Genomic DNA, 24,832 nt, shown 5'->3' with positions numbered 1-24,832 from the left:
CCCAGATCAAGTGGGGCCTGGACTACATGAACGAGCGCTACGGCAGCCCCGTCGGCGCCTGGAACTTCTGGCAGAACAACCACTGGTACTAAACCACCAGCGGTACCAGCCACACCCGCACACACACACGCCCGGCCGGGACCTCCCGCCGGGCGTCCCTGCGTATCCCGCCACCCGGTCCCCCCCCGAGCGCCCCGCTCCGGCTCACCCCGCACCGGTCGGTCGATGCCGCTGCGCGAGCCCGGGGCGCTCGCTATGGTCGGAGTGCAGCAGGGGCGATCGCGGGCGAGCGGCGGGGGCGGCTGGGTGGGGCGACGGTTCTTCATCGGCATGGGCAGCGCCAGGTACTGCCACCTTCCCGCGGACGAGCAGCTCGGCTCCGTGCCCTCGGACATCCGCACGATGTCGGCACTCTTCGGGTCCTTCGGATACGAGCCGGTCCTCTCAGGACTGGGCGAGTACGACGGAGCGGAACAGCTCCGCCAGAAGCTCCGCCACTGGTCGGCCGACACCGCGCTCACGGGTGACGACGTCGTGGTCGTCTACTTCGCGGGCCACGGCGCCGTCGAGGACCGCGACCGGCACTACCTGCTGTGCTGGGACTCCCGGGACACCGACCTCGCCGCCACGGCCCTGGCCACCGAGGACCTCGTCCGCATCCTCTGCAAGGGCGGCCTGCGCCACCTCCTGCTGATCCTCGACACCTGCGCGGCGGGCGCGGGCAGCGCGGACGCCTCCGCCGTCGCGCTGCAGACCATCGTGTACCGGGGCGCAGCGGTCGACGCCTCCGCCGGGCTCTGGTTCCTGGCCTCGGCGCGGCGCAAGGACGTGGCCGACGACGGCGCCTTCGCCACGGCGCTGGGCGAGGCGATCGGCACCACGACCGAACGCACCGGGCAGCGCCAGCAGTACCTCGACCTCACCGAGCTCGTGAAGGCCGTCAACGAACGCTTCGAAGCGGAGGGCCGCGGCCAGCGGGCGGAACTCGCCAGCGGCCTGGTCACCGGGCTCGCGCCGTTCCTGGCGAACTCCGGCTACCGCGAGGAGTTACCCCCGCTCGGCACCGACCTGGAGGTCCAGCGCCGCGTCGTCGCCCGCGACCTCACCGAGCACTTCGGCCCCCGCTCGCGCGGCGTCGAGTTCGAGTCGGAGCAGGGCCTGTACTTCAGCGGCCGGGTGACGGCGCTGTCGGAGCTCGTCAGCTGGTTGACCGCTGCCGACGGCGACGGACGGGGCCGGGTCGTCACCGGCAGCCCCGGATGCGGCAAGTCCGCGGTCCTCGGCCGGATCGTCGCCCTCTCCGACCCTGCCTACCGGGCCCGTCTGGACCTGAGCGGAGGGGATCCCCGCACCGTCGTTCCCGAGGGCTGCGTCACCGCAGCCGTCCACGCCCGCCACAAGCGCCTGGAAGAGATCGTCGACCGGATCGCCGCCGCCCTCGGCACCGAGGCCGACGGGTCCGCCGCCCTGCTCCAGGAACTGACCCGGCGCGGCCGTCAGGGTCCGCCGCTGATCATCGTCGTCGACGCCGTGGACGAGGCGGGCTCCGACACCGCCGCGGACGCCGGGGGCCACGGCGAGCCCCGCCGCATCACCCGCGAACTGCTGCGCCCCATGTCCGAGATCCAGGGGATCCGCCTCCTCGTCGGCACCCGCCACGAACTCGTGACCCCGCTCGGCCCCACCTTCGTCTGCGTCGACCTGGACCGGGAGGAGTACCGCGCCGGGTACGAGGACGTCACCGGATACGTGGCCCGGGTCCTGCTCGCCGCCGAGGAGGCCGACGTACGCACCCCCTACCGCGGCCGGCCCGAACTGGCACGGGCGGTCGCGCGCGGCGTCGCCGACAAGGCCGCCGGGGTCTACCTCTACGCCCGCACCACGGCCCGTACGCTGCGCTCCGACGAGGCGGCCGTGGACACATCGAAGCCCGGCTGGGCCGAGGCCCTGCCCAGCGAGGTCGGCGAAGCCTTCGACGACTACCTGGCCCGCTTCGGGCCCGACGAGCCGAGGGTGCGGCGGATGCTGCTGGCCCTCGCCTTCTCCGAGGGCAAGGGGCTGCCGCGCGGCCGGGTGTGGACCGCACTGAGCTCGGTGATCTCCGGGGTCCCCTGCGCGGAACACGACGTCAGCTGGCTGCTCGACGTCGCCGAGGCCTACATCGCCGAGGTCGTGGACGACGACCGGCGCTCGGTGTACCGGCTCTACCACAAGGCCCTGGCCGAGCACCTGCGCGCGACCGCGGACCGGCCGCCCGCGGAGATCCAGCAGTCCGTGGTCGAGGCGCTGCGGTCGCTGGTCCCCGGGGCGGCCGACGGACATCCGGACTGGTTCGCCGCGGTGGCCTACGTACGCCAGCACCTCGCCACGCACGCCGCAGAAGCGGGCCGGCTCGCCGAACTGATCGAGGACCCCGGATTCCTGCTGGCCGGTGAACCCCTCTCGCTGCTCCGCGCGTTCGCCACCATCGAGGGCGAGCAGGCCCGCCGGATCCGGAGCGCCTACGAGCAGGTCGCCCACCGGCTCACCACCGAGCGGCCGCTCGGTGAACGCGCCGCCGACCTCCAGCTCTCTGCGCGGCGCTGCGGGGCGCACCGGCTCGCCGACCGGGTGGAGAAGCTCGCCGTCATCCGCCCCTGGTCGGCGCGCTGGGCCTGGTGGTCCGCGAGCGGCGTGCACCGGCTGCTGGCCGGGCACACCCGCACGGTGTCGTGCGTGGCGGTGGGCCTGCTCGACGGACGCCCCATCGCGGTGACCGGCAGCTGGGACCGCACCGCCCTGGTCTGGGACCTCCAGGCACAGCGGCAGATCGGCGATCCGCTTCCGGTGGGCATCGGCGTGAGCGCCCTGGCCATCGGCGAAGTCGGCGACTACACGGTGGCGTTGACCGGAGGCGACGACGGCACCGTCCGGATCTGGGACCTTTCCGCCGGCCAGGAGTACGGTGCGCCGCTCGAGGGGCACTCCAACCGCGTGGAGTCCATCGTGGTCGGCGCGGTGCGAGGACACCCGGTGGTGCTGACCGCGAGCGCCGACGGGACGGCCCGCATCTGGGACCTGGTCGCACGCCGCCAGCTCGGGCGCAACCTCAGCGCCCACCGGAGGTCCGTCCGGGCGGCGGACCTGGGCGAACTCGACGGGCGGCCCATCGCCGTCACGGGAGGCGAGGACAAGGCCGTCTACGTGTGGGACCTCTCCGACGTCCTGGACGGCGGCGACGCCCGGCTCGACGGAAGCCCGCTGATCGGCCCCGCGATGGGCGTCACGGCGGTGTGCGCCGCGGAGTCGGACGGCCGCGCCATGGTCCTGGTCGGCGACGAGGCCGGCATGCTGAGCCGCTGGGACCTGGCCGAGCGCCGCCAGATCGGCGAACCCGTCATGGCCCATGTCCACGTCACCCGCAGCGGCGTCTTCTCCGCCTCGGTCGGTGTGTTCGCCGGCAGCCCGGTGGCACTGACCAGCGGGAGCCGCAGCGCCCGGCTCTGGGACCTGCGGACGCTGCGCCCGCTCGCCCACCAACTGCGCGGCCACGTCGAGGACATCCGGGCGGCGGCGCTGGCGAACCACGGGGAGGCGGCCTTGGCCGTCACGGTGGGCGAGGACCGTACAGCCAGGATCTGGGACCTGACGGCGGACCAACCGCTGGAGGGACACACCCAGCCGGTCCGCGCGCTGGCCTTCTGCGCGGGCCCCGTACGGACGGTGGTCGTCACCGGGAGCGAGGACGGCACCTCCAGAGCCTGGGACCTGCGCACACGGGAGCAGGTGGGCGCCTCGATGGGCGGCCACACCGGACAGGTGTCGGCGGTGGCGTGCGCGACGGTCGACGCCCGGCTGCGCGTGGCGACCGGCGGCTCCGACACCACGGTCCGCCTGTGGGACCCCCTGCGGGAGCCCGCCACCGGAGTGGTGCTGGAGGGACACACCAACGCGGTGCGGTGCCTGGCGTTCGGCCTGCTGGACGGCAGGCCCGTCGTCGTCAGCGGCAGCGAGGACGGCACGGCCAGGATCTGGGACGCCGTCTCCGGCTCGCCCGTCGGCTCCCCGCTGACCGGCCACGTGGGCGGAGTCCGGCACCTGGCCGTACGCCGCGCGGGGCGCGGGATGGAGATCGTCCTCGCCACCGCCCTGGGCCGCGCCTACCTCTGGCACCTCACCTCGGACGGCACCGGTCCGTCCGCCCGCAGGTCGGCCCACTTCGAGGTCATGGACCTGACGCTGTCCGCACGGATCGTGGGCGTGGCCTTCCACCGCACGCGCGCCGTCGTCCTCGCCTCGCTCACGGGGAACAACGTGCAGGTCCATGACGTCGTCGACGGGAAGCAGGTCGCGGGACCGTTCCTCGGCCACACCAGCCTCGTGCTGGCGGGTGCCCTCGGCCGGACCGGCGACGGGACCGTGCTGGCCACGATCGGCCTCGACAACGCCGTGCGGACGTGGAACGCGGAGACGGGGGAACCCCTCGGGCCACCCTTGGAGGTGTTCTGTTCGAAGGCACCCGTCGGCGCCGACACACCCCCGCTGTTCGGGCACGCCGACGGGGTGCCCGTCGTCGTCGGCGCCGGCTCCCTGGACGTGCGGATCTGGGACCTCGCCACCCTGCGGCCGATCGGAGAACCGCTCTGCGGGGCGGAACGGACCCTGCTGTCCGCCGACATCGTCCCCGGCGAGGACGGCCGCGACCTCGTCGTCACCGGAGGACGCGACGGCGTCGTCCGCGTGCACGACCTGGCCGACGGCCGCCAGGTCGCCCCGCAGCTCACCTTCGAGGACCTGGCCGTCAGCCATGTCACCACGGCCCGTCTCGGCGAGGACACCGTGGTGGTACGCAGCAGCTGGATGCACACCGACGTATGGGGCCTGGAGCCGCGCCGCCGCCTGACCAAGCGGACCGGAACCGCGTGGCGGGCCGTCACCGACGTGTTCGAAGACCGGCAGATCGTGGTCTCGGTCTCCCGGGACTACACCCTCCACGCGTGGGACCTGCGCACCCAGTCGCCGCACGGCGCCCCCATGACCGGTCACACGGCCCCGGTGACCGCCCTGCGGTCCGGGCTGCGCGCCGGCGTCCGTACCGTCGCCAGCGCCTCCTACGACGGCACCGTCCGCCTCTGGGACCTGGAGACGGGGCGCCCGCTCGCCGAACCGCTGGGCGGCCACGAACTCGGAGCCACCGGCCTGGAACTGGCCCGGTTCGACGGCCAGGACCTCGTCGTCACCGGGGCGGGCGACGGCGTCCTGCGCCTCCACACCTGCGACGGCGGGTGGCACCTGCGTGCCGAGCTGCCGCCGTTCTCGTCCGGGGTCAGCGCCATCCGCGCCCTGGACGTGCAAGGCGTACCCACCCTGATCGCCGCCGATCAGCACGGTCTGATGCGGGTCTGGGACATGAACAGCGCCCTCTGGAAGACCGAGATCCACATCGGCAGCGGGATCAACGGTTTCGCCGTCGATCCCGCCGGTCGCATCTGCGTCGCCACCGACATGGGCGTCGTCGCCCTGAGCCTGACGGAGGTCTGCCCGTGACCCGCATCGTCCTCGTCCACGGCATCGCCCAGGAGGTGCTGGGCCCGGAGTCCCTGCTCTCCGAGTGGTACCCGGCGCTCAGCGACGGCCTGAAGCTCTCCGGCCACCCGGGCATTGGGCGCGAGGAGGTTTCCATGGCCTTCTACGGGGACCTCTTCCGCCCCCGGGGCCACCGCGGCCTCGGCACGCCCGAGCTGGACGCCGACGATGTGGAGGAGGGCATCGAGCGGGACCTCCTGCTCCAGTGGTGGGAGCAGGCCGCCCGGCTGGAGTCGGCGGTGTCCGGGCCCGGCGACCGGACCCGGCTGCGGACCCCGCACCTCGTGCAGCGGGCCCTGGACGCCCTCAGCCACTCCGCCTTCTTCGCCGGGCTCGGTGACCGCCTCATGATCGGCGCTGCCCGGCAGGTGAGGCGGTACTTCACGGAGCCCGCCCTGCGCGACCGGATCCAGGACCGGCTCGCCGCCGCCGTCACCGACCGGACCGAGGTCATCGTCGCGCACTCGCTCGGCTCGGTCGTCGCGTACGAAGCCCTGTGCGCGCGGCCCCAGGGGCCCGGGGTGTCGCTGGTGACCCTCGGGTCGCCGCTCGGGGTGCGCAACCTGGTCTTCGACCGGCTCAGGCCCGAGCCGACCGAGGGCCGCGGCCGCTGGCCAGAACCCGTACGCCAATGGGTCAATGTCGCCGACCGGGGTGACGTCGTGGCGCTGGCCAAGGAGCTCGGCCCGCGCTTCGGCGAGCGGGTGTGCGACCTCCCGATCCACAACGGGGCCCGGGCTCACGACGTACGGCCCTACCTGACGGCGGCCCCCACCGGGCGGGCGATCGGCGACGGCCTGTCCCGCCGGGGGCCGGGTGGTGGCACGTCCTGACGCCGGCAGCACCGGCCGGGACGGGTCCGGGCGGTGTCGCCGCGCCACTCGTCCGTCCGGCCGGTCCCGTCAGCGTGCTCGGTTCCGTGCGAGGAAGTCGCCGATGAGTTCCGCCCACTCCTGCGGGCGCTCGGCGAACGGCAGGTGCCCGGTCGGGAGTTCGGCGACCTCGGCCGTCGGGAGGGCGGCGGCGAGCTCCCGCTGGAGGGTCGGGGAGATGAGCGGGTCGGCGGTGGTGACGACGACGAGTGCCGGTACGGCGATGCCCGCGAGGTCGCTGCGGACGTCGACCCTGCGGACGAGGTCGACCTGGTCTCCGGTGCCGGCGGGGAGGGCGGGTGCGAGCTGCTCGGCCGCGGCGTGGATCTCGGCCGGGGTGAGGGAGTTCAGGAGCGGTTCGCTCAGCGCCATCAGGTTCAGGTACTGGGCGAGCAGGGTGTGCCGGCCGGCTTCGAACAACTGCTGCCAGATGGAGGCGGCGAGGGAGGTGCGGGTGTCGGCGTGCGCGAACGTCGCGCTCAGCACCAGCGAGCTGACCCGTTCGGGGTGGCGCGCGGCGAGCCGGATCGCGACGGGTCCGCCCAGCGAGTACCCGCTGACCGCGAACGTGTCGAGCCCTTCGGAGTCGGCCGCCGCTACCAGCTGGTCCACGAGCCCGTCGATCTCCAGAGGCCCCTGGGCCTTCGGGGTGGCGCCGGTGCCGGGGTAGTCGACCCCGACGACGGTGTGCCGTGCGGCCAGCGCCTCCATGACCGGTCCGTAGTTGGCCTCGATGCCGCCGCCTGCGCCGTGGGCGAGGAGCAGGCCGGGGCCGGAACCGCGGACGGTGCGGGCGAAGGCGGCGGGGGTGGTCGTGGTCATCGGAGTTCCCTCTCGTGTGGTCGGCCGGTGTCGATGGGCTTTAGTGGTCACTAAAGCTGAACGAGGGGCCGACCCTAGCAGAACTTCTTTAGCGATCGCTATGAATGGCGCTAAGCTGCTGTCATGAGCAGCCGAGACACCCCGGCCAAGGCCGCCCCCGCCCCCAGGAAGAGCCGACGCGCCTTCGACCGCGACCAGGCCCTGGCCGCCGCCCTGCGGGAGTTCTGGATCCACGGATACGAGACGACGTCGGTGGCCTCGCTCACCGCGGCGATGGGGATCAACCCGCCCAGCCTGTACGCCGCCTTCGGAGACAAACGACGGCTGTTCGACGAGGCCGTGCAGCTCTACGTACGCACGTACGGGGTCACGCCGGCTCCGGGCCCGGAAGCCCGTTCGGCCATCGCCGCCGTGCTGCGGCACCTGGCCGCCGACTACACCGACCCGAGCCATCCACCGGGCTGCCTCATCATCTCGGCGGCGACCAACTGCGGCCCCGGATCGCAGGACGTGAAGGCCGAACTGCGCGACATGCGGGTGGCGACCAAGGCGTCGTTCGCCACCCGCATCCGCGCCGACATCGACGCCGGACTGCTGCCCGCGCACGTGGACGCCGACGGACTGGCCGCCTTCTACGCGGCGGTCATCCAGGGGATGCACCAGCAGGCCTGCGACGGGGCGGGGCGGGAAACCCTCGACCGCGTGGTCGACGCGGCCATGGCGGCATGGCCGCAGGCAACCGGCGCACCGGGGCCCCCGCCACACGGCTCAGACGGGGAGGGTCACAGGCAGGAGTTTCAGACCGGGGCGTAGAGCCGCAGGAAGACGGCCGTCACCGACGCCGGGAAGAAGCCGGCCGCGGCCACGGCGGCCAGGCCCGGGCGAGCGCGGTGAGGATCACCTCGGCGACCGCTTCCCCGACGGTCTCCCACAGGAACTGGCCGAGCCCCTTCGCTGCTCTGCGCACCTTCGCGGCACCCCTCCGACCCCCGTACGGCACCACCCGTCACGGGGCCCGACAAGGAGGCACCGCCCCCGCCTACCGGGCCGGCACCACCTAGACCTTGCCGGGGGCAGCGGCTTCGAGACCGTCGATGCTGCCGGACATGATCGTGCGCACGTGCTCGGTGATGTGCCGGACCGGCCAGTCCCACCAGGCAAGGGCCAGGAGACGGCCGATGTCCTCGTCACTGAAGCGGCGGCGGATCAGTCCGGCAGGGTTGCCGCCGACGACGCCGTAGTCGGGGACGTCGTCGACGACGACGGAACCCGACGCGACGACCGCTCCGTGGCCGATACGGACGCCCGGCATGATCGTGGTCCGGTAGCCGAACCAGACGTCGTTGCCGACCACGGTGTCACCCCGTCCCGGCAGGCCGGTGAGGAGGTCGAAGTGCTCGGCCCACGAGCCGCCCATGATCGGGAAGGGGAAGGTCGAGGCGCCGTCCATACGGTGGTTGGCGCCGTTCATGATGAACCGCACCCCTGCGCCCAGCGCGCAGAACTTGCCGATGACCAGCTTCTCCGGCCCGTAGTGGTACAGAACGTTGCGGGTCTCGAACGCGGTCGGATCGTCCGGGTCGTCGTAGTACGAGAACTCGCCGACCTCGATCAGTGGCGAGGTGACCAGCGGCTTCAACAGCACGACGCGCGGCTGCCCGGGCACCGGGTGAAGCACGGTCGGATCGGCAGGAACAGCGGGCATCGTGACTCGGCTTCCTCACACGCAACAGGCTGGTTCATCCCATGATCGCAGCGGAGCGCCCGCGGGGGCCGTAATGCGATGGACAGCCCTCCCGTGCCGCGAGAACATCTCCGCGATGAACAACGAAACCCTCCCCACCCCCCAACGCGTCCGCTTCGTCCAGCTCAACGCCCGGGCCCTGCGGGCACTTGCCGACGGTGACCTCGCCGGCGGCAGCGCCGAGGCCGGGGTCGCCCTCGACGAGCACTTCGTCGGAGACCGGGCGCGCTGGATCTTCGGCTACCGCGCGGACCAGCTCGCCAAGGACCCGTCCGCCGCCCCCTGGATCACGCGGGCCGCGGTGTCCGAGCCGGACGGAGCCGTCGTCGGCGACGCCGGGTTCCACGGACCGCCGGACGCGGCCGGCACGGTCGAGATCGGCTACACCGTCGTGCCCGGACGGCGCCGCCAGGGCTACGGTCGCGCCATGCTGAGGGCGCTGCTCGCGCGGGCCGCCGCCGAACCCGGTGTCAGGACCGTGCGGGCCACCATCAGATCCGACAACACGGCCTCCCTGGCGACCATCGCGGGCTTCGGATTCACGCGCGTCGGCGAGCAGGGGGAGGAGCGAGACGGACTCGACCTCGTCTTCGAGCTCCCGGCAGACGCCATCCGGACCGAGTAGAGCCACGGCCTGCGCCGGTGTCCGACGGTGTCCCTGGCCGGCGGTCAGGGACACCGCGGCCACCTGGGGCGGGGCGCGGTGTCCATGGCCGGGCTCAGGCGGCGTGCGCCAGGTCGGGCCGGAGCAACTGGTGCGCCAGTGCGCTCACGGCCCGCCGGAGCTGGTCGGGCGTGTGGCTGCAGGTGATGAAGAAGCGCAGCCGGGCCAGTTCCTCCGGTACCGCCGGGTGGAGGATCGGGTTCACGCTGATGCCCTGGGAGAACAGGGCCTCCGCCAGCCGCAGGGTCTTGAGGGAGTCGCCGACGATGCACGGGACGATCGCCGTGTCGTGACTGTCCCCGATGTCGAGGCCCGCCTCCCGTGCGAGCCGGGCGAACAACGCGGCGTTCTCCGAAAGGAGTTCCACGCGCTGCGGCTCGGCACGCAGCAGCCGTACGGCGGCCAGCGACGCGGCGGTGTCGGCCGGGGTCATGCCGGCGCTGTAGACGAAGCCGGGAACGGTGTAGCGCAGGTACTCGACGACCGAACGGCTCCCGGCGACGTAACCACCGCAGCTTGCCAGGGCCTTGGACAGCGTGCCCGACCACAGCTCGACCTCCGAGCGGTCGATGCCGTGGTACTCGCCGATGCCGCGCCCCGTCGCACCGATCGTCCCGATGCTGTGCGCCTCGTCGATCATCATCAGCGCGCCGTGGCGTCGCTTGACCTCGACGAGGGCCGGCAGGTCGGCGATGTCGCCGTCCATGCTGTACACGCCCTCGATGACGATGAGCACCCGCCGGTACTGGTGGCGGATCTGCCCGAGGACGGTGTCGAGGGCAGCAGCGTCGTTGTGCGGGAACGGGCGCCGGGTCGCCCCGGAGAGCCGGCATCCCTGCAGGATGCTGTCGTGGGCGAGGGAATCGTGGACGACCAGGTCTCCCGGTCCGACGAGGTGACCGATCACGGTGACGTTGGTGGCGTGCCCGTTGGTCAGAGTCATCGCGGCTTCACAGCCGAGCAGGTCGGCGAGTTCCGCCTCGAGTTCCAGGTGCAGCGGGCGGCTGCCGGACAGCAGTCGGCTGGCGGACACCGATGTGCCACAGCGTTCGACGGCCTGCTTGGCCGCGTCCGTGACCTGGGGGTGCGTCGCCATGCCGAGGTAGTTGTAGCTGGAGAAGGAGAGGAGTTCACGGCCGTCGATGACGGTCGTGTCCGTCATGCCGCCCTCGTGGACGAGGAAGTACGGGTTGGGCAGGCCCATCCCGGCGAGCGTGGCAAGGCGTTCGCCGTGGGCGGCCACCTCCGGGAAGCATTCGATCCGCGTGTGCTCCTCGGGCAGCGCAGCGGCGACCGGAGGCACGACCGGAGGGGCGACGGAGGCGGCCGGCGCCGCCGGCTCGGGCCGCTCAGGGGACGGATCGACGGATGCGGGAACCGTGGTCAGGACCGCGGGCGGCGACGGCGGGGCCGCGTCACCCCGGTCGGCATTCCCGCGGTCCGCGTCACCCCGCTCGGCGCGCTGTCCGGGTACGGCGGCGCCAACCCGGCGGGCACGGTCGGGCGCAGCTCCAGCGGGCGCGGCCTCCCCGCCGCTGCTCGCGATCATCGCCGCGATGCTCCCCACAGTCGGCCGGAGAGCGGCTCCCTCGTCGAACGTCCACTGCGGGCACTGCCGCGACAGGGAGGCGAACAGGTCCGTCAGCATCAGCGAGTCGAATCCCAGGTCGTCGATCAGCGCCTGATCGCTCCGCAGATGACCTACGGGGAACGCGCTGATCCGGGCCACGTGCGCGAGCACGGCCTCGGTGGCCGCGTCGAGGTCCCCGGCGGGCGCGGGCTCCACGTCGGCCACTGCCCTGGACTCGGGCGGATCGGCCGGGGCAGGGGGTGCATCAGGGGTGACGGGGGCGACCGGGACGGCCGGGATGGCGGCCTCCGGCGCGGGCCCGGCCGTCGACGGCGTGGTGGCCTCCGGCGCGGCGGAGTTCTGCCCGGGGAGCGTCTCCGTGAGGCGAACGACCAGTGCCACCTGCTCCTGAACGAGCCGGACCAGCTGGAGCACCCGGTCCATCGGGTCGCCGGCCGGTTCGTTCGCCGGGGGATGCGTCAGGACGTTCATCGAGATCTCCTCGTGTGCTGCGGGCCGGGGCGGGACGGCGGCGGGTTCGGCCTGCGCCGCGGGGCGCCGTCCCGGCACCCAGTACGACTCGGTGGCGAGCTTCGCCACCGGCAGGTCCAGCAGCCGGCGGTCCTCCTCGGCGACCAGGGCGCGCGGGTCGACCGGGACGCCCAGGACCGCGAGCCGGGCGAGGGCCCGTACGAAGGCGCGCCCGCCGTCCGGTGACTGCGCTCCGGCGGGCACGACGTGAACGTCGCCGCGGCCGTCGAGGTTGCCGCGGACCGAAGCGAGGAGCGAGCTGCCGCCCGTCACCTGGAGGAAGACGCGGGCCCCCTGGTCGTAGGCGGTGCCGACGGCATCCCCGAAGTGGACCGGCGTGGACGCGTGCCGGGCCCACAGCTCGCGCAGGACACCGGGGTCGGTGCAGACGGCCCCGTTCACGGTCGAGACGAACGGCAGGGCGGACCCCCTGATGCGTCGGCGGGCGAGGTCCGAGCGCATGGTCTCCTCCGCGGAGGCGAACCGCGGCGAGTGGAAGGCGTCGGACACCTCGAGCGGTGCCGTGACGATCCCGGCCTCCGCACAGGCCTGCCGCGTGGCGGCGAGCCCGTCCGGCGTGCCGCTGACCACGACCTGCCGCGGCTGGTTGAAGCAGGCGAGCCACACGTCGTCGATGCCGGCGACGAGCCGGCGGCAGGTCTCCTTGTCGGTCTGCACGACGAGCATCCCGCCCGGGACGGCGGCCCCGGCACGCCGGAGCGCCGCGCCCCGGTGGACCAGCAGCCGTACGGTCTCCTCGTCGGAGAGTGCTCCGGCTGCCGCAGCCGCGGCGAACTCCCCGACGCTGTGGCCGAGGGCCAGGTCGGGAGCGACACCGCACTGGGCGAGGAGGTGTGTGGCGGCGATCTGGACGGCACCCAGCAGCGGCTGGCACACGTCGGTGCCGGTGAGCCGCCGGCGGAGCCCTTCCGCGTCCCCCTGACCGTGCGAGGTCCCGCCGTACAGCAGGTCCGCGAGGTCGAATCCGGTGTCCCGCCGGGCCACGGCGCTGAGGATGTCGATGTTCGTCCGGAACGCGGTGAACCGCTCGTAGAGGTCCTCCAGCATGCCCGGCCGCTGACTGCCCTGACCGGGGAAGAGGAAGGCGATGCGGCGCTGGGCCTCCGGCAGAGGGGCGTCGGCGGCGAAAGCACTGTCGCCGAGGTCGCCCCGGGCGCCGTCGGCGAGCTGCCGGCGGGCACGGCGCAGCCGCTGGAGGAACTCTTCCGTGTCCGCGGCGACGATCGCGAGCCGGGCACCGAGCGGTGCACGCGCACCCAGGGTGTGGGCCAGTGCCGCGATCGGCGCGTGCGATGCGTGGCCCACGGTGTCGAGCACGTCCTCGATGTGCCGGCCCAGCAGCTCGGGACTGCCGGCGGAGAGCAGGACGAGCTGAGGTTCGGCACCCTCGGCACGCACCGACAGGCGGCTGAGGGCCGGCCGGGGCTGTTCTTCCAGCACCACGTGGACGTTCGTGCCGCCGAAACCGAACGAGCTGACGGCGGCGCGCCGCGGCGCGCCCCCGCCCGGCCAGGGCCGCGCCGTGTCGGCGAAGCGCAGGCCGGCGGCGGAGACGTCCCGCTCCGGGTGAGGGGTGGTCTGCGGCTGCGGCACGATCGTGCGGTGGTGGAGGACCAGGGCCGTCTTGATCAGGCCCGCGATGCCGGCCGCCGACAGGGAGTGCCCGATCATGGCCTTCCCCGAACCGAGGTAGCACAGGGCGGGGTCGTCGTCGGGGTACTCGGTGCGCAGCCGGCGCAGCGCCTCCAGTTCGGCACCGTCGCCGGCGGCGGTGCCGGTCCCGTGGGCCTCGATGAAGCCCACCGAAGAGGGCGGAACATCCGCGTCCTCATAGGCCCGGAGCATGGCGCGCAGCTGGCCTTCGGCGGTGGGAACCAGCGGACCGGGAGACGCTCCGTCGTTGGCCGAGCCGATGCCCCTGATCACCGCGTACACGCGGTCGCCGTCGGCCAGCGCGTCGGCGAGCGGCCGTACGACGACGGTGCCGGCGCCTTCGCCGAGCACGAAGCCGTCAGCCCTCTCGTCGAACGGGCGGCACACCCCGGTGGCGGACAGCGCGCGGAGCCGGGAGAAGCCGACCAGGCTGTCGGGGGTGAGGTTGAGGTAGACGCCGCCGACGAGCGCGATCCGGCAGGTGCCCTGGCGCAGGTGGGCGATCGCCTGGTCGAGGGCTACCAGGGATCCGGAACAGGCGGAGTCGACGACGAAGCTGGGGCCGCCGAGGTCGAACTGCCGGCTGATCGTGCCGGAGGCCATGTTGAGGAGGCTCCCCGGGAGGGTGAAGGCGTGGATGGTGCCGAGCTGTCGCGCCTGCTCCCTGACGGCGTCGCGGTCGCCGGGGTGGTCCGCCGCCTGCGACTGCTCCGCCAGGGCGATCGCGCGCAGGGGCGCGGCCATGAGGTCCTTGTAGTCGGACACCGACATTCCGACGAACACCCCGGTGTTCTCCCGGTCGAAGTCGCCGCGTCCCAGCCCCGCGTCGTCGAGGGCCTCGCGGGCCACGTCGAGCATCAGCCGGTGCTGCGGGTCCATGGACCGGGCTCGCGCGGGCGGCACCCCGTAGTGCAGGGGGGCGAAGCGGTCCACGTCCTCCAGGAAGGCGACCTGGTCGGTGTACGTGGCATTGGGCGCGGACCGGTCGTCCGGCTCGTGGAAGGTCCCGTGGTTCCAGCGTTCCGCCGGGACCGCGGAGAACTGCCTTTCCCCGCTCCTCAGGAGCTTCCAGTAGGCGTGGATGTCGGGGGCACCGGGGAAGCGGCAGCCGAGTCCGGTGATGGCGATGTCAGTCATGGGAGGCGTTCCTTGTCGTAGCACCTCGGGCGGGTCCCGGGGCGGCGGTGACGGGCGGGGTACAGGGTGGGGAGCGGGGTGTGCGCGGTCGGTGTCAGCGCCGCGCGGGGGCGTGGTGGCGGACCGGCGTACGGCCGACGGGCCGGTTCGGGGGGCACCGGCCCGGCGGGCACGGCCGGGCGGCGGCCGGGGGCGGGCGCGACGCCGGGCGCGCCACCCTGCGCCCCGGCAGCTTCGGGGCCCACCAGTTCAGGCCGCCCGCCAGGCGCATGAGCGCCGGTACGAGGACGCCCCGGACGAGCGTGGCGTCGAGGAGGACACCGAAGCCTGCGCCGATCCCGAAGAACTGCAGCAGGGAGACCTGGGAGGTTCCGAAGCTCAGCAGGGTGAACGCGAGCAGGGCGCCGGCGGTCGTGACGATGCCGCCCGTGTGGGCGATGCCCGTCACGATCGAGTCGGCGTTGCCCTGTCCGGCGTCGTGCGCCTCCTTGATGCGCGCCAGGACGAACACCTCGTAGTCCACCGAGAGCCCGAAGACGATGCAGAACAGCAGCACCGGCATGGTCGTACTGAGCGGTCCTGGCGTGAAGTCGAGCAGGTCGTGCAGATGCCCCATCTGGAAGATCCACACCATTGAGCCGAGGACGGCCGCGAGGCTCAGGGCGTTCAACGCGATCGCCTTGACCGGCAGGAGCAGGCTGCGCGTGAAGCCGAGCAGCAGCACGAACGTGGTGAGGGTGATGACGGCGAGCGCCAGCGGGATCCGGTCCGCCACGGTGTCCTTCGCGTCGACGAGTACGGCGCTCGGCCCGCCGACGAGGGCGTCCGTGCCCCGCGGAGCGGTGAGGGCTCGGATGTCGTGCACGAGCTGCTGGGCGGCGTGCGACTGAGGGTCGACCAGCGGCACCACGGAAAGCCGGACCGGGCCGGTGCCGGCGGTCGCGTCGGGGGCGGAACCGGGAGTGGATCCGGGAGTGGATCCGGCTGCGGCTTCCGCAGTGGTTCCGGCCGCGATTCCGCCGCCGCCTTCAGCAGTCGTTCCGGCGGTGGTTCCGGCGGCGTATCCGGTGGCGGTCCCTGCGGAGCCGGAACCCGTTCCTGCCGCCGCGTCTGTGGCTTCCGCTGCCTCCGCCGCCTTGTCACCGTGCCGGAAGCTGCCGGTGGGCCCCGTGACCTGGGCGACCTGCGGGAGCGCGGACAGCCGGCGCGCGTACTCCTCCTGCGCCGACGGGGACGCCGCCCCCGTGAGGACGACGGTGAGCGCGCCGGAGCCCTTCATGTCGAAGGCACCGCGCACCAGGTCCCCGGTCTGTCGGCTGGACGTGCTCACCGGCAGCGCCCGGTCGTCGGGCGTGGCGAAACCGGCCTTCGCGAAGGGCGCGGCGAGTACCACCAGCAGGCCGATCACCGGCAGCGCCGCGACCAGGGGGCGGCGTACGACGACCCTCGCCAGCCGCTCCCAGAAGCGGGACCGCGAGCCGGCCCGGACGTGGCGGCGCCACGGCACGGCCCAGGCGTTCACCCGCTCACCGAGCAGCGTGAGCAGGGCCGGCAGCACGGTCAGGGCGCTGATCGCGGCGATCGCCACCACGGCGATGCCCGCGTAGGCGAACGACCGCAGGAAGTACGGGGGGAAGACCAGCAGTGTCGCGAGCGCGGCGGAGACCGTCGCGGCGCTGAAGACGATCGTGTGGCCCGCGGTGCGCACGGTGCGGATGGCCGCGGTGCGCGGCTTGCATCCCTTCGAGAGTTCTTCGCGGAACCGCTGCACGATCAGCAGCCCGTAGTCGATGCCCAGCCCCAGGCCGAGCGCCGTCGTGAGGTTCAGCGCGAACACGGACACGTCGGTGACGGCGCCGAGAGCGCTCAGGACCAGCATCGTCCCGGCGATGGCCAGCACCCCGATCAGCAGGGGCAGGGCAGCGGCCACGACACTGCCGAACACGAAGACCAGCAGGATCAGGGTTCCCGGCAGGACGACGGACTCGGCCCGCATCAGATCGGACTCCGAGATGTCCTGGAGCTCGGCGTCGACGAGCGCAGCCCCTCCCACGTGCACTGTCAGGGCCGACGTGTGGGAACCGGTCGGGGCGGTCAGCTCCTGCCGCAGCTGCTTGACCCGCGCCGCGAGCCGTTCCCCCTCGCCGTCCACGTGCGCGACGATCATGGCGGCGTGCCCGTCCCGACTGCGCAGCTCCGCCGCGCCGCCGGTCCAGTACGAGGACACATCGCGCAGCAGTGGATTCACGGCGAGTCGCCGGGTCAGGATCTCGCCCGCGTCCCGGGCGGCCGGGTCGTCGACGGAACCGCTGTGGGCCTGTGCGACGACGACCAGGTTGGGGGAGGAGCCCGGGCCCGCCGCCGCCATGACGGCGGCGCGGCTGGACTCGGATCGCGGATCGTCGTATCCCTGCGTCTTCAGCCGGCCGGTCGCCTCCGCGCCGAACACGACGGACAGCAGCAGGAACGCGAGCGCGGCGAGCAGGACGAGTCGGGGGCGACGGGTCACGAAGACCCCTGTGGGACGAGACACGGATGCCTCCGATCCGGATGGCGTTCGGGTCCTGCTCTTGCGCAGGACGCTCGTTTCCACCGTGCCGGGAGGAGGGGAAAGGCCGTAGACCCGGTTATTCGTCACTTGACAGGGCCGGAAGGGTACGGTCCGCGGCCGCGCAGAGGCGCTCCGGCCGCGCCTGCTCACCGGATTCGGGAAGACGGAGCCGGGGGCATGGGACCGCACCCGCACCACGCGACAGCGCCGACGCGGTGCTTTCACCGTGCGGCGCTGTCATCCTTGCCCTGCCCACTTCAGGGCGCGTGGGTTGCTCAATTGGGTGTGTTGGGGGTGTTCGGGGTGTTGCCGCCACCGGGGGTCAGGGGAGTGCTCGGAGTGCGGGGGGTGTTGGGGGTGTTGGGGGTGTTTGGCGTGTTCGGCGTGACGGGGTAGTACCCGTGTTCATCCAGCACGATGATGGAGGAACTCGTGCAATCACTCGGAAAACCGATCAGCTTCCCCGTGGCAGGATCCTTGATCGCATAACATTGCTTCCCTCCGCCTGTGAGGGATTCTGTCGCAGCCTTCGGTGCCTGCGGAGCCGCTTCAGCGCTTGCCGCACCTACCGCACCGGTAAGTACCGCGGCGGCGAAAGAAATGCCGGCGACGCGAGATATGCGCTTCGAGATGGTTCTCGCCATGATGAATTCCTCTCCAGGGAATGATCCCGGTTACCCGGAACGAAGTAGTCCGTTCCTGAGACCATGCTGCCTTCTGGGGGGAATCGGCCAAGCGACGGGAATTCGGGTCTTGACATTCGATGCGGACTCGGCCTCGCGGCAGTCTCCCGTGGACCGGCCGGCGTATGCCTACGGTGCGACCAGGGCGGCGATGAGACTTCCGGGCAGGACACCGATGAGTTTCCCCGGGTCCGGCTGTCTACCTTTTCGTAAGCTTGAGACGCCCAGCAGCTGCCCGGGAAGGGTGAGGAACATGAAGTACATGATCCAGATGAACGTGCCTGCCGATGAGTGGGACGCCATCATGTCGTCGTTCTCCAAGGACGACACGGAGGCCATGTTCGCCCACATGAACACCCTCAACGAAGAGCTCGTGTCCGCCGGCGAATGGGTGGACGGGCAGGGCCTCGGCGGTCCCTCACTGGTCAAGACGGTGCGTGCCGGAACCGACGGACGGCCACAGGTGACGGACGGGCCCGCACAGTCGGGACACATCCTGGCCGGCTACTGGGTGGTCGACGTCAAGAGCGAGGACCGGGCCCTGGAGATCGCCGCACAGGCGTCCGCGTGCCCCGGCCCGGGCGGGGCGCCCGGCAATGACCCGGTAGAAGTGCACCCGATCCCCGAGGACCCCTCGGCTGCCTGAGCCGACCGCCCACGGCCCGCGCGTACGCGGGCAGGCCCCGGCCTCCCGGCAAGGTGGCAGGGGCCTGTGTGGCTCGCCGACGCGCGTCCCCCGACGTCAGGCACCTGCCTGGCCTGCGAAGGGCAGAGGGTCGCGCAGGTCGACCCCGTGCAGGGCCATGTCGTCCCCGAGCCGACGCCTGGCCAACGCCGGCATCCCGGCGCTCGCGTCGACGCCCGTGACGACCGCACCGCGGTCGCGCAGCGCAGCGGACAGGGGGTCCGAGCCGCAGCCGGCGTCCAGGATCCGACGGTCGGCCACGTCTCCGACCAGGGCCATCATCGCCGGCCGCTCGTAGTACGCGTTCACGAGGTTGTTCTCGTTCTCCGCCGCGTACGCCTCGGCGAAACTGTCGTGGTCGTTCACCCGCGCCGGTCCTGCCGACGGGGCGAAGCCCTCGGGCACGTCGGTTACTCGGTCCCTCGGCGCAGCCTACCTCCGTGAGCGCCTCGTACTCCGGGCCGAACTCCGGGCCGGGCCGGCGGGCCGGCCTGTGGTCAGGTGGACTCAGCTCTCTTCGGCTGCGTCCGCGGTGCGCAGCCAGACCTCCTCGGCTGGATCGAATTCGCTGGTGGTCATCTCGTGTGCGCGCCAGCCGAAGCCGCAGATCGCCAGCGGGCCTTCGGCCAGCGGGTCCAGGCCGAAGCCGTGCTCGATGTCGATCTCGTTGATCGCCGAGGTCACGAAGGCGCCGAGACCGAGTTCGGTCGCACTCAGGTACAAGGTCTGGGACAGGTGCCCGCTGTCGAGCACCAGGGCACGGTAGGCCTTGGCATGCTGACGGTACTTCCAGAAGCTGCGCGCGTAACGCGGCGCCAGGACCGCCAGCACGGGTGCGTTGGAGAACCAGTGCTGACCGGCCAGGGCGCGGCGGGCGAACTGCTCCAGTGGCTCGTCCGGGGCGGGCAAGCGCTCCAAGGCGTGATCGACCGCGTGGTAGTGGTACAGCCCGGGCGCGAGACCATCGACGTTCTGCACGATCAGGTAGGCCTCGGTCGGATGCAGACCGCCTCCGGAAGGCGTGTGCTTCTTGAGGAACACGGTGTCGTCGTCGACTCGTACCTGCGACTGTGCGGCGAACACGCGTTGCAGCATGTGCGCGCACAACCCCAGCGGCAACGCCCGCTCGCCGTCGAAGTTGCGGCAGGTCGCACGCCGCGCCAGCATCGCATCGAACTCGTTGCCGTCGATGCGCGGCAACGGCACCCGGTCCGGTGCGTCCCTGCGCTCGAGTGCATGCGCGGGCGGCGGGCCGAGCTTGCTCCGCAGATCGGCGGCGGTGGTCATCTCGCCGGCTGCCATGCTGCTGACGCTGTCCAGACCCTCCCACCGCGCGAGCCGGTGCATCATCGCTGCGGGCGGCCACCAATGACCGGCGCGCAGTACGTCGTCGCGTTCACGATGAGCGGTATGGCGTTCGTCGTCGGCGATCACCAGTCCACTGTCGATCAACTCGGCCACCAGCGCTGATTCTTCGGCGTCCAGTGAATCGGTCTCATGCCATTCGCCGGGGCTCAGCCGGCCGAGCAACTCGCGGTGCGGGGCGTCGACCTCGACCTCCGCGTCGAGATGCGCGGCCAAGGCCAGCCAGCGCCGGGTGCGACTCAAGCCGGCACCGCCGGTCAGCAGCGAGTCCAAGTCGAAGTCCACATCCTCGCGAGGCTCCAGAAACAGCACGGCACAACGGCGAATACGCATCGGGATCCGTTCGGCGGATGGCGGATCCGGAGTGCGGGATCCGGTATCGGCGGCGCCACGGAAAGGCTCCCGTGTCACCCGGTGGGCAGCTATGGTTCTTATCATGCAGGCTCAGGCACTGGGGAACGAGAAGCTGCACCTTACGGCCGGCGTCGTCGATCGTTTGCTTGATCTGCTGTGCACTGACGACCGCTGCCGCCGGCTGGTCACGCAGAACCGCCACGCCGCCCTGGTCCAGGCCGGATACGAGCTGTCCGAAGAGGAGTTGCGCGCGGCCGTGCCATTCAGCTGCTTGACCGTGGAACGGCTGGCCGGAAAGGCAGCCATCGCTGGTGCTCGCAAAGAACTGCGCGCGCACCTACTGGCCGACGCGGCGTACAACAATCCGCACGCCCCGGAGGCGGGGGTGACGGACGCGGTGCTGCGCCACAACTGACGCTCACGCTCACCTGTTGAAGAGGGGGAACACCATGCCATCAACCGTGCACGCCACCAAGTTGCGGATCCCGCCGAAGGTCGTCGATCGACTTCTCGATCTGCTCGCCACCGACGACGCCTTCCGCGAGCTGTTCCAGCAGAACCGCCACGCCGCCCTGGTCCAGGCCGGATACGAGCTGTCCGAAGAGGAGTTGCGCGCGGGCTCGCCGTTCAGCTGCCTGATGGTGGATCGACTGGCCGCCAAGGAGGCCATCGCCGACGCCCGCGACCAACTGCGCGGTTACTTGTTGGCCGATGGGGCGCACACCATCGTATTCATGCTGGCCGCCGACTCGATCCCCACGGTGCTGCGCACCAGCTGACCGGATCCACACCTCGCGTGAGAAGCCGTATCTCAACCGATAGTTGAGCGTGCAGGCCGAAGAGGTCTCCCGCGCGAGTGGTCTCCGGCCGGTTGGCCGGTCGGCCGGTCGGTGCATGGAGGCAGGGCCTTCTGGTAGCTCGGGGACGAGCATCCCTACCGAGCAGTGCCGGGAGGCCCTGTTGTCAAGGCCGCGGCCGCACGGGTCGCCTCCTCCCGCGGGACCTCCAGCCGCTCGCGGGCAGCCACCCCGGCAGCAACGCCATCGCGCACCCCTCGACGCACAGGCGCAACCGGAACGCCGGACGTCTCCCTCACCCCGCGTCCGGCGGCCGGTCCGTGGAGGCCGCCCCGTCCGAGCCGAACGGCCGACCGCGGCCCTGTCGGGTGGACAGGAGCTCCCGGAACACCCGCGTGGAGCGCGGGTTCTCGCTGCACTGCCACACACCGTGGGGGCAGTAGTCGGTGATGCTGTGGTACAGCGGCTTGTTCTTCGCGATCCACGCCACCATGCGCCGCACGTACTCGGGGTTGTCGCCGTTCCGGAACAGTCCCCACTCGGGATACGAGATGCGCTTGCCGTGCGCCTTCGCGAAGTCGACCTGCTGCTGGAGTCCGTACGGCTGGGTGACCTGTTCGTCGAAGGTATCGCCCGGTGGCTGGTCGTAGCTGTCCATGCCGATGACGTCGACCACGTCGTCGCCGGGATAGCACTTGGTCCAGGCGATCGCGTCGCTGCCGCGGTTGGGGGCGAAGTCGTAGCGGAACCGCTGCCCCTTCACGGAACGCATGGCAGCCACGATGCGCCGCCAGTACTTCTTCCAGTTCTCGGGATCGGGCCGGCATCGGTGGGTGTAGTTGAAGCCGTTCATCTCCCAGCCGAGCACGATCACCGTGTCCGGCACTCCGAGGGTGACCAGTCGCTTGCCCAGCCGCTGGAAGTGGTGGTCGTACGTGCCCTTCGCGCCGGAGCGGATCAGCTCGGCGACCCGGCCGTCGGGGACACCGCCCTCGTTGCGCTCCAGCATGGGCACGTTCAGGACGAACAGCCGATCCGCTTTCGCCTTGCGCCACCGTGCCCAGGTACGCAAGGAATCGGGCGCCCCCTCGATGTTCGACCAGGTGTCGCCGGGCAGGTAGGTGTGCCCGGCACGCAGCTCCGTACCTCCGAGCCAGCGCGAGAGATCCTGCATCCTCTCGACGCCGGGGGAGCCGTAGTGGAGATAGGCCCCTACGGCGACCTCGGTCCCGGCGCTGCTGCCGGCGCCACTGGCGGCACCTTTGCGCGGTGGTGGGCCGAGCCCGCACCCGGCGACGAGCAGGCCGAGGGCGAGCGTGCTTGCGCAGGCGCCCGCCAGCCGGCGGCCTCGATGGGACATGACGCCTCCACATGCTCCGCGAACGATGTGTCCAGCGACGGTAGACACCTCCTCCGGTGTGCGGCCTGTTCGGTGTCCCGATGCTGAGCCGTTCGCGGCAGCCGACGGTCCCCGTTTGCTCCGACCGGGTGAAAGCCGGGGCCTGCCTCCGCATGCCGACTGCGTCCCTCTGATCGGCCTTTGGCGCGGGAGTTCAGCATCGTCCTCGACCAGGAGTGGAGGTCGGGCAGGGAGTCGGTGCGTCAGACGGGCTTCAGCTGGGTGCGCAAGAGGCAGAACTCGTTGCCCTCGGGGTCTGCGAGGACGTGCCAGCTTTCCTCGCCGCTCTGGCCGACATCGGCACGTACGGCGCCCAGTGCGAGCAGCCTCGCCAGCTCGGCCTCCTGGTCACGGTCCGTTGCGTTGACATCGATGTGCAGCGGGAGTTTCCCGCGCCGGGGTTCGCGGCCCGCGTTCAGGACGAGGGTCGGTTGTGCTCCGCCGGATCCGACGCCGGGCGGGCCGATCTGGATGCTGCCGTCCGCTTCTCGACCCAGCTCGACGTAGCCCAGAACATCGCACCAGAAGGCGGCCAGCCGGTCCGGTTCTTCCGCGTCGATGACGATTTCGCTGATTCGGCATGCCATACCGCGAGGATAGGCGCGCGGAGCCTGCTCCCCCCTCTTCCCCCTCGCCCGGTCACGGCTACCGCGGACTTGAGACGCTGTCAGGCGCGCCGGGACCGGCCTATTCTCGTCGTGACCATCGGCAGGGCGACACGAAGGACGCGGGGATGAGCGGAACCGGGGGCGGCGGCGGTGGCGGTGGCGGAGCGCCGTGGAATCCGTACGGAGCAGGACAAGCGACGCCCGTTCCGGGCTGGCCACCGGGCCCGCCGCCAGGCCCATGGCCACCGGCTCCCGCGCGCCGGCTGACCTTCAAGCGTCTCTTCAACCCGATCGCCGTGGGGCGCGCGGTGTTCACTCCGTCCCGACCGGACCGTGTGCACGATCCGGCGGTGAAGAGGGTCCAGGTCATCCGGACCGTCATCGGACTGGTCGCCATGACGTGGATGCTGCTGTCCTACGGGCTGGCGGCGGACGCCGACGCCGTGGTGGACGACCGCTTCGCCCAGATCCGTACCACCCTCATCGTGCTCGCCGTGACCTTCCCCGTCGCGGTTGCCGTCTTCATCGCTGCGGCTCGCCCGCCCAACCGGCGCGTGTTCCTGCACCGCGTGGGCAAGCCCGCCGGGGCGCTGCTCGCACTGGTCGTCACACTCGCCGTGCCGAGACTGATCACGGGGCTCGGCTACGTGGACGAGCAGACGGACTGGACGGCTTCCGCAGGGCGGGTGGTGCTGCTGTTCGCCATGGGCGCCTTCCTCTTGTGGCTCACTCCCTTCGCCTTCTACGGCATCGGGCAGTCACTCGTCCACGTCTTCCGGACGGCAGACCTCCACGAGACCGTTCCGCCTCTGCTCGCGACGCTCCTCGTCTGGGAAGTCGCCCTCTTCGACCTGTTCCGGGGTGCCTACGAGGACGTGCCGTTCATGGTCCAGCTGGCATTCGTGCTGGGGGCGCCGCTGTCCGTGACAGCCGTGGCGATGTGGGAGTTGCGGCGACTGCGCACGCGGCACGGCATCACCCTGCGGGGCGCGTTGCTGCGCTGAACGGGGAGCGGCGGAGGGGGAGTTCGGGCCCCGGGGTGCAGGGCCCGGGCAGCGGGTCCCGTCGGGGGTGGTGTCCGGCGACTACGTGCCGCCGGTCTCCTTCACCGCCCACGCGAGGTACTCCGCCGATGTCCCCGCGGTCGGCAGCACGATCCACTGCGGCACCTCGTAGGTGTGGTTCGCGTGCACCCACGCCTCCAGCTCCGCCACCCGGCTCGCGGTGGTCTTGAAGGAGATCCGGTACTCGCGTTCGTGCTGCACCTTCTCCTTCCACCAGTAGAAGGCAGTCATCCGCGCATCCACGTGCGCACCCGCCGCCAGCCGGGCCTCGACCGCACCACGGGCGAGCGCGTACGCCCTGTCCTCGTCGTCCGACGTCGTCTGAGCAATCACGATGCCGTTGTCCGCCATTCCCCACCTTCCTTGACCGGTTTCCGTACGACCCTACCCACCACCGGCGACCGGCCCGCCGACTTGGCGTAGTGGATCCGTCCCCCGTCCCCCGACCCGACGCATCCGGCACGGGGGACACCGAGTGGGAGGCAGGGCGGGGGCTTGACCCGGGAAAGTGTGAGCGGTTCGTACTCACATGAAGCCTTCCCTTTCGTACTCACCCCGGATCTCGACACCGTCGGCGCCCATGACTTCGGCGGCAAGCTCCGCAGCGCGATGACCGCCCACCCCAAAGCCGACCCGGTCACCGGAGAGCTGCACTTCTTCGGCTCCTGGCCCTTCCCGCCCCACCTGAGGTACTACGTCGCCGACGCCCAGGGCGAGATCACCCACAGCGCGAGGTCCCCAGGGCCA

At 71.8% G+C, this 24,832-nt stretch carries 18 protein-coding genes and 3 pseudogenes; 10 read left to right on the top strand and 11 right to left on the bottom strand.

What is annotated here, in order from left to right; translation table 11 throughout:
- From ACFWUZ_RS18460 to ACFWUZ_RS18450, 3 genes and pseudogenes are all read left to right on the top strand, one after another.
- Nucleotides 1–92: pseudogene (locus ACFWUZ_RS18460) on the top strand (lytic transglycosylase domain-containing protein); the annotation flags it as partial.
- Nucleotides 93–330: 238 nt separating this feature from the next.
- Nucleotides 331–5,526, top strand: a complete 5,196-nt coding sequence (locus ACFWUZ_RS18455) for a caspase family protein (protein ID WP_384373341.1) — start codon at nt 331–333, stop codon at nt 5,524–5,526.
- On the top strand, nt 5,523–6,398 hold the full coding sequence (locus ACFWUZ_RS18450) for a hypothetical protein (protein WP_384373339.1): 876 nt from the start codon (nt 5,523–5,525) through the stop codon (nt 6,396–6,398). The genes ACFWUZ_RS18455 and ACFWUZ_RS18450 overlap by 4 nt, the downstream gene beginning before the upstream one ends.
- Before the next feature lie 69 nt (nt 6,399–6,467).
- Here the strand turns inward: ACFWUZ_RS18450 and ACFWUZ_RS18445 are convergent, their stop codons facing one another.
- On the bottom strand, nt 6,468–7,259 hold the full coding sequence (locus ACFWUZ_RS18445) for an alpha/beta fold hydrolase (protein ID WP_384373337.1): 792 nt from the start codon (nt 7,257–7,259) through the stop codon (nt 6,468–6,470).
- 123 nt (nt 7,260–7,382) lie between these two features.
- Between ACFWUZ_RS18445 and ACFWUZ_RS18440 the strand changes: the two genes are divergently transcribed.
- Nucleotides 7,383–8,072, top strand: a complete 690-nt coding sequence (locus ACFWUZ_RS18440) for a TetR/AcrR family transcriptional regulator (RefSeq protein ID WP_384373335.1) — start codon at nt 7,383–7,385, stop codon at nt 8,070–8,072.
- Between the two features lie 19 nt (nt 8,073–8,091).
- On the opposite strand, the gene ACFWUZ_RS18435 is transcribed toward ACFWUZ_RS18440, so the two are convergent.
- Nucleotides 8,092–8,226 (bottom strand): hypothetical protein, encoded by a 135-nt coding sequence (locus ACFWUZ_RS18435; RefSeq protein ID WP_384373333.1) that lies wholly within the window; start codon nt 8,224–8,226, stop codon nt 8,092–8,094.
- 90 nt (nt 8,227–8,316) lie between these two features.
- A complete protein-coding gene (locus ACFWUZ_RS18430) occupies nt 8,317–8,964 on the bottom strand; it encodes a CatB-related O-acetyltransferase (protein ID WP_384373331.1) in 648 nt (215 codons plus the stop codon).
- 115 nt (nt 8,965–9,079) lie between these two features.
- On the opposite strand from ACFWUZ_RS18430, the gene ACFWUZ_RS18425 reads away from it, so the two are divergent.
- Nucleotides 9,080–9,628, top strand: coding sequence for a GNAT family N-acetyltransferase (locus tag ACFWUZ_RS18425; protein ID WP_384373329.1), 549 nt, complete (start codon nt 9,080–9,082; stop codon nt 9,626–9,628).
- Nucleotides 9,629–9,722: 94 nt separating this feature from the next.
- On the opposite strand, the gene ACFWUZ_RS18420 is transcribed toward ACFWUZ_RS18425, so the two are convergent.
- From ACFWUZ_RS18420 to ACFWUZ_RS18410, 3 genes are all read right to left on the bottom strand, one after another.
- Nucleotides 9,723–14,579, bottom strand: coding sequence for an aminotransferase class I/II-fold pyridoxal phosphate-dependent enzyme (locus ACFWUZ_RS18420; protein WP_384373327.1), 4,857 nt, complete (start codon nt 14,577–14,579; stop codon nt 9,723–9,725).
- Between the two features lie 94 nt (nt 14,580–14,673).
- Nucleotides 14,674–17,088: an MMPL family transporter gene (locus ACFWUZ_RS18415; RefSeq protein WP_384373325.1), complete on the bottom strand. Its 2,415-nt coding sequence runs from the start codon at nt 17,086–17,088 to the stop codon at nt 14,674–14,676.
- A gap of 317 nt (nt 17,089–17,405) precedes the next feature.
- Nucleotides 17,406–17,774 carry a hypothetical protein gene (locus ACFWUZ_RS18410; RefSeq protein WP_384373323.1) on the bottom strand — a complete coding sequence of 123 codons (369 nt, stop codon included), beginning with the start codon at nt 17,772–17,774 and terminating at the stop codon, nt 17,406–17,408.
- A 292-nt stretch (nt 17,775–18,066) separates the two neighbouring features.
- Between ACFWUZ_RS18410 and ACFWUZ_RS18405 the strand changes: the two genes are divergently transcribed.
- A complete protein-coding gene (locus tag ACFWUZ_RS18405; protein WP_384373321.1) occupies nt 18,067–18,459 on the top strand; it encodes a YciI family protein in 393 nt (130 codons plus the stop codon).
- A gap of 105 nt (nt 18,460–18,564) precedes the next feature.
- Here the strand turns inward: ACFWUZ_RS18405 and ACFWUZ_RS18400 are convergent.
- Nucleotides 18,565–18,903: pseudogene (locus ACFWUZ_RS18400) on the bottom strand (methyltransferase domain-containing protein); the annotation flags it as partial.
- Nucleotides 18,904–19,005: 102 nt separating this feature from the next.
- A complete protein-coding gene (locus tag ACFWUZ_RS18395; RefSeq protein ID WP_384373319.1) occupies nt 19,006–20,196 on the bottom strand; it encodes a putative peptide maturation dehydrogenase in 1,191 nt (396 codons plus the stop codon).
- Nucleotides 20,197–20,299: 103 nt separating this feature from the next.
- Between ACFWUZ_RS18395 and ACFWUZ_RS18390 the strand changes: the two genes are divergently transcribed.
- Nucleotides 20,300–20,632, top strand: coding sequence for an NHLP-related RiPP peptide (locus ACFWUZ_RS18390; RefSeq protein WP_384373317.1), 333 nt, complete (start codon nt 20,300–20,302; stop codon nt 20,630–20,632).
- Nucleotides 20,633–20,678: 46 nt separating this feature from the next.
- The gene (locus ACFWUZ_RS18385; RefSeq protein WP_384373315.1) at nt 20,679–20,996 is read left to right on the top strand and encodes an NHLP-related RiPP peptide; all 318 of its coding nucleotides are present in this window, start codon (nt 20,679–20,681) and stop codon (nt 20,994–20,996) included.
- Nucleotides 20,997–21,309: 313 nt separating this feature from the next.
- Here the strand turns inward: ACFWUZ_RS18385 and ACFWUZ_RS18380 are convergent, their stop codons facing one another.
- Together ACFWUZ_RS18380 and ACFWUZ_RS18375 are read right to left on the bottom strand one after the other, a co-directional pair.
- Nucleotides 21,310–22,374: a glycoside hydrolase family 26 protein gene (locus tag ACFWUZ_RS18380; protein WP_384373313.1), complete on the bottom strand. Its 1,065-nt coding sequence runs from the start codon at nt 22,372–22,374 to the stop codon at nt 21,310–21,312.
- Between the two features lie 242 nt (nt 22,375–22,616).
- Complete coding sequence (locus tag ACFWUZ_RS18375; protein WP_384373311.1) at nt 22,617–23,000, bottom strand: VOC family protein; 384 nt, start codon at nt 22,998–23,000, stop codon at nt 22,617–22,619.
- Between the two features lie 371 nt (nt 23,001–23,371).
- Here ACFWUZ_RS18375 and ACFWUZ_RS18370 point away from each other — a divergent pair, with 371 nt between their 5' ends.
- Complete coding sequence (locus ACFWUZ_RS18370; protein ID WP_384373309.1) at nt 23,372–24,025, top strand: hypothetical protein; 654 nt, start codon at nt 23,372–23,374, stop codon at nt 24,023–24,025.
- A gap of 81 nt (nt 24,026–24,106) precedes the next feature.
- On the opposite strand, the gene cutA is transcribed toward ACFWUZ_RS18370, so the two are convergent.
- Complete coding sequence (cutA, locus tag ACFWUZ_RS18365) at nt 24,107–24,436, bottom strand: divalent-cation tolerance protein CutA (RefSeq protein ID WP_384373307.1); 330 nt, start codon at nt 24,434–24,436, stop codon at nt 24,107–24,109.
- A gap of 258 nt (nt 24,437–24,694) precedes the next feature.
- Here cutA and ACFWUZ_RS18360 point away from each other — a divergent pair.
- A pseudogene (locus ACFWUZ_RS18360) lies at nt 24,695–24,760 on the top strand (hypothetical protein); the annotation flags it as partial.
- Nucleotides 24,761–24,832: the final 72 nt, after the last annotated feature.

It is taken from the genome of Streptomyces sp. NPDC058646, assembly GCF_042716875.1.
Taxonomy (GTDB): domain Bacteria; phylum Actinomycetota; class Actinomycetes; order Streptomycetales; family Streptomycetaceae; genus Streptomyces.
This window is presented reverse-complemented; position numbering and strand designations above follow the sequence as displayed.

Coding starts and splice junctions, on each gene's coding strand:
- ACFWUZ_RS18455 (WP_384373341.1), top strand. CDS start 331: ATGGGCAGCGCCAGGTACTGCCACCTTCCCGCGGACGAGCAGCTCGGC.
- ACFWUZ_RS18445 (WP_384373337.1), bottom strand. CDS start 7,259: ATGACCACGACCACCCCCGCCGCCTTCGCCCGCACCGTCCGCGGTTCC.
- ACFWUZ_RS18440 (WP_384373335.1), top strand. CDS start 7,383: ATGAGCAGCCGAGACACCCCGGCCAAGGCCGCCCCCGCCCCCAGGAAG.
- ACFWUZ_RS18430 (WP_384373331.1), bottom strand. CDS start 8,964: ATGCCCGCTGTTCCTGCCGATCCGACCGTGCTTCACCCGGTGCCCGGG.
- ACFWUZ_RS18425 (WP_384373329.1), top strand. CDS start 9,080: ATGAACAACGAAACCCTCCCCACCCCCCAACGCGTCCGCTTCGTCCAG.
- ACFWUZ_RS18420 (WP_384373327.1), bottom strand. CDS start 14,579: ATGACTGACATCGCCATCACCGGACTCGGCTGCCGCTTCCCCGGTGCC.
- ACFWUZ_RS18410 (WP_384373323.1), bottom strand. CDS start 17,774: ATGGCGAGAACCATCTCGAAGCGCATATCTCGCGTCGCCGGCATTTCT.
- ACFWUZ_RS18405 (WP_384373321.1), top strand. CDS start 18,067: ATGAAGTACATGATCCAGATGAACGTGCCTGCCGATGAGTGGGACGCC.
- ACFWUZ_RS18395 (WP_384373319.1), bottom strand. CDS start 20,196: ATGCGTATTCGCCGTTGTGCCGTGCTGTTTCTGGAGCCTCGCGAGGAT.
- ACFWUZ_RS18390 (WP_384373317.1), top strand. CDS start 20,300: ATGCAGGCTCAGGCACTGGGGAACGAGAAGCTGCACCTTACGGCCGGC.
- ACFWUZ_RS18380 (WP_384373313.1), bottom strand. CDS start 22,374: ATGTCCCATCGAGGCCGCCGGCTGGCGGGCGCCTGCGCAAGCACGCTC.
- ACFWUZ_RS18375 (WP_384373311.1), bottom strand. CDS start 23,000: ATGGCATGCCGAATCAGCGAAATCGTCATCGACGCGGAAGAACCGGAC.
- cutA (WP_384373307.1), bottom strand. CDS start 24,436: ATGGCGGACAACGGCATCGTGATTGCTCAGACGACGTCGGACGACGAG.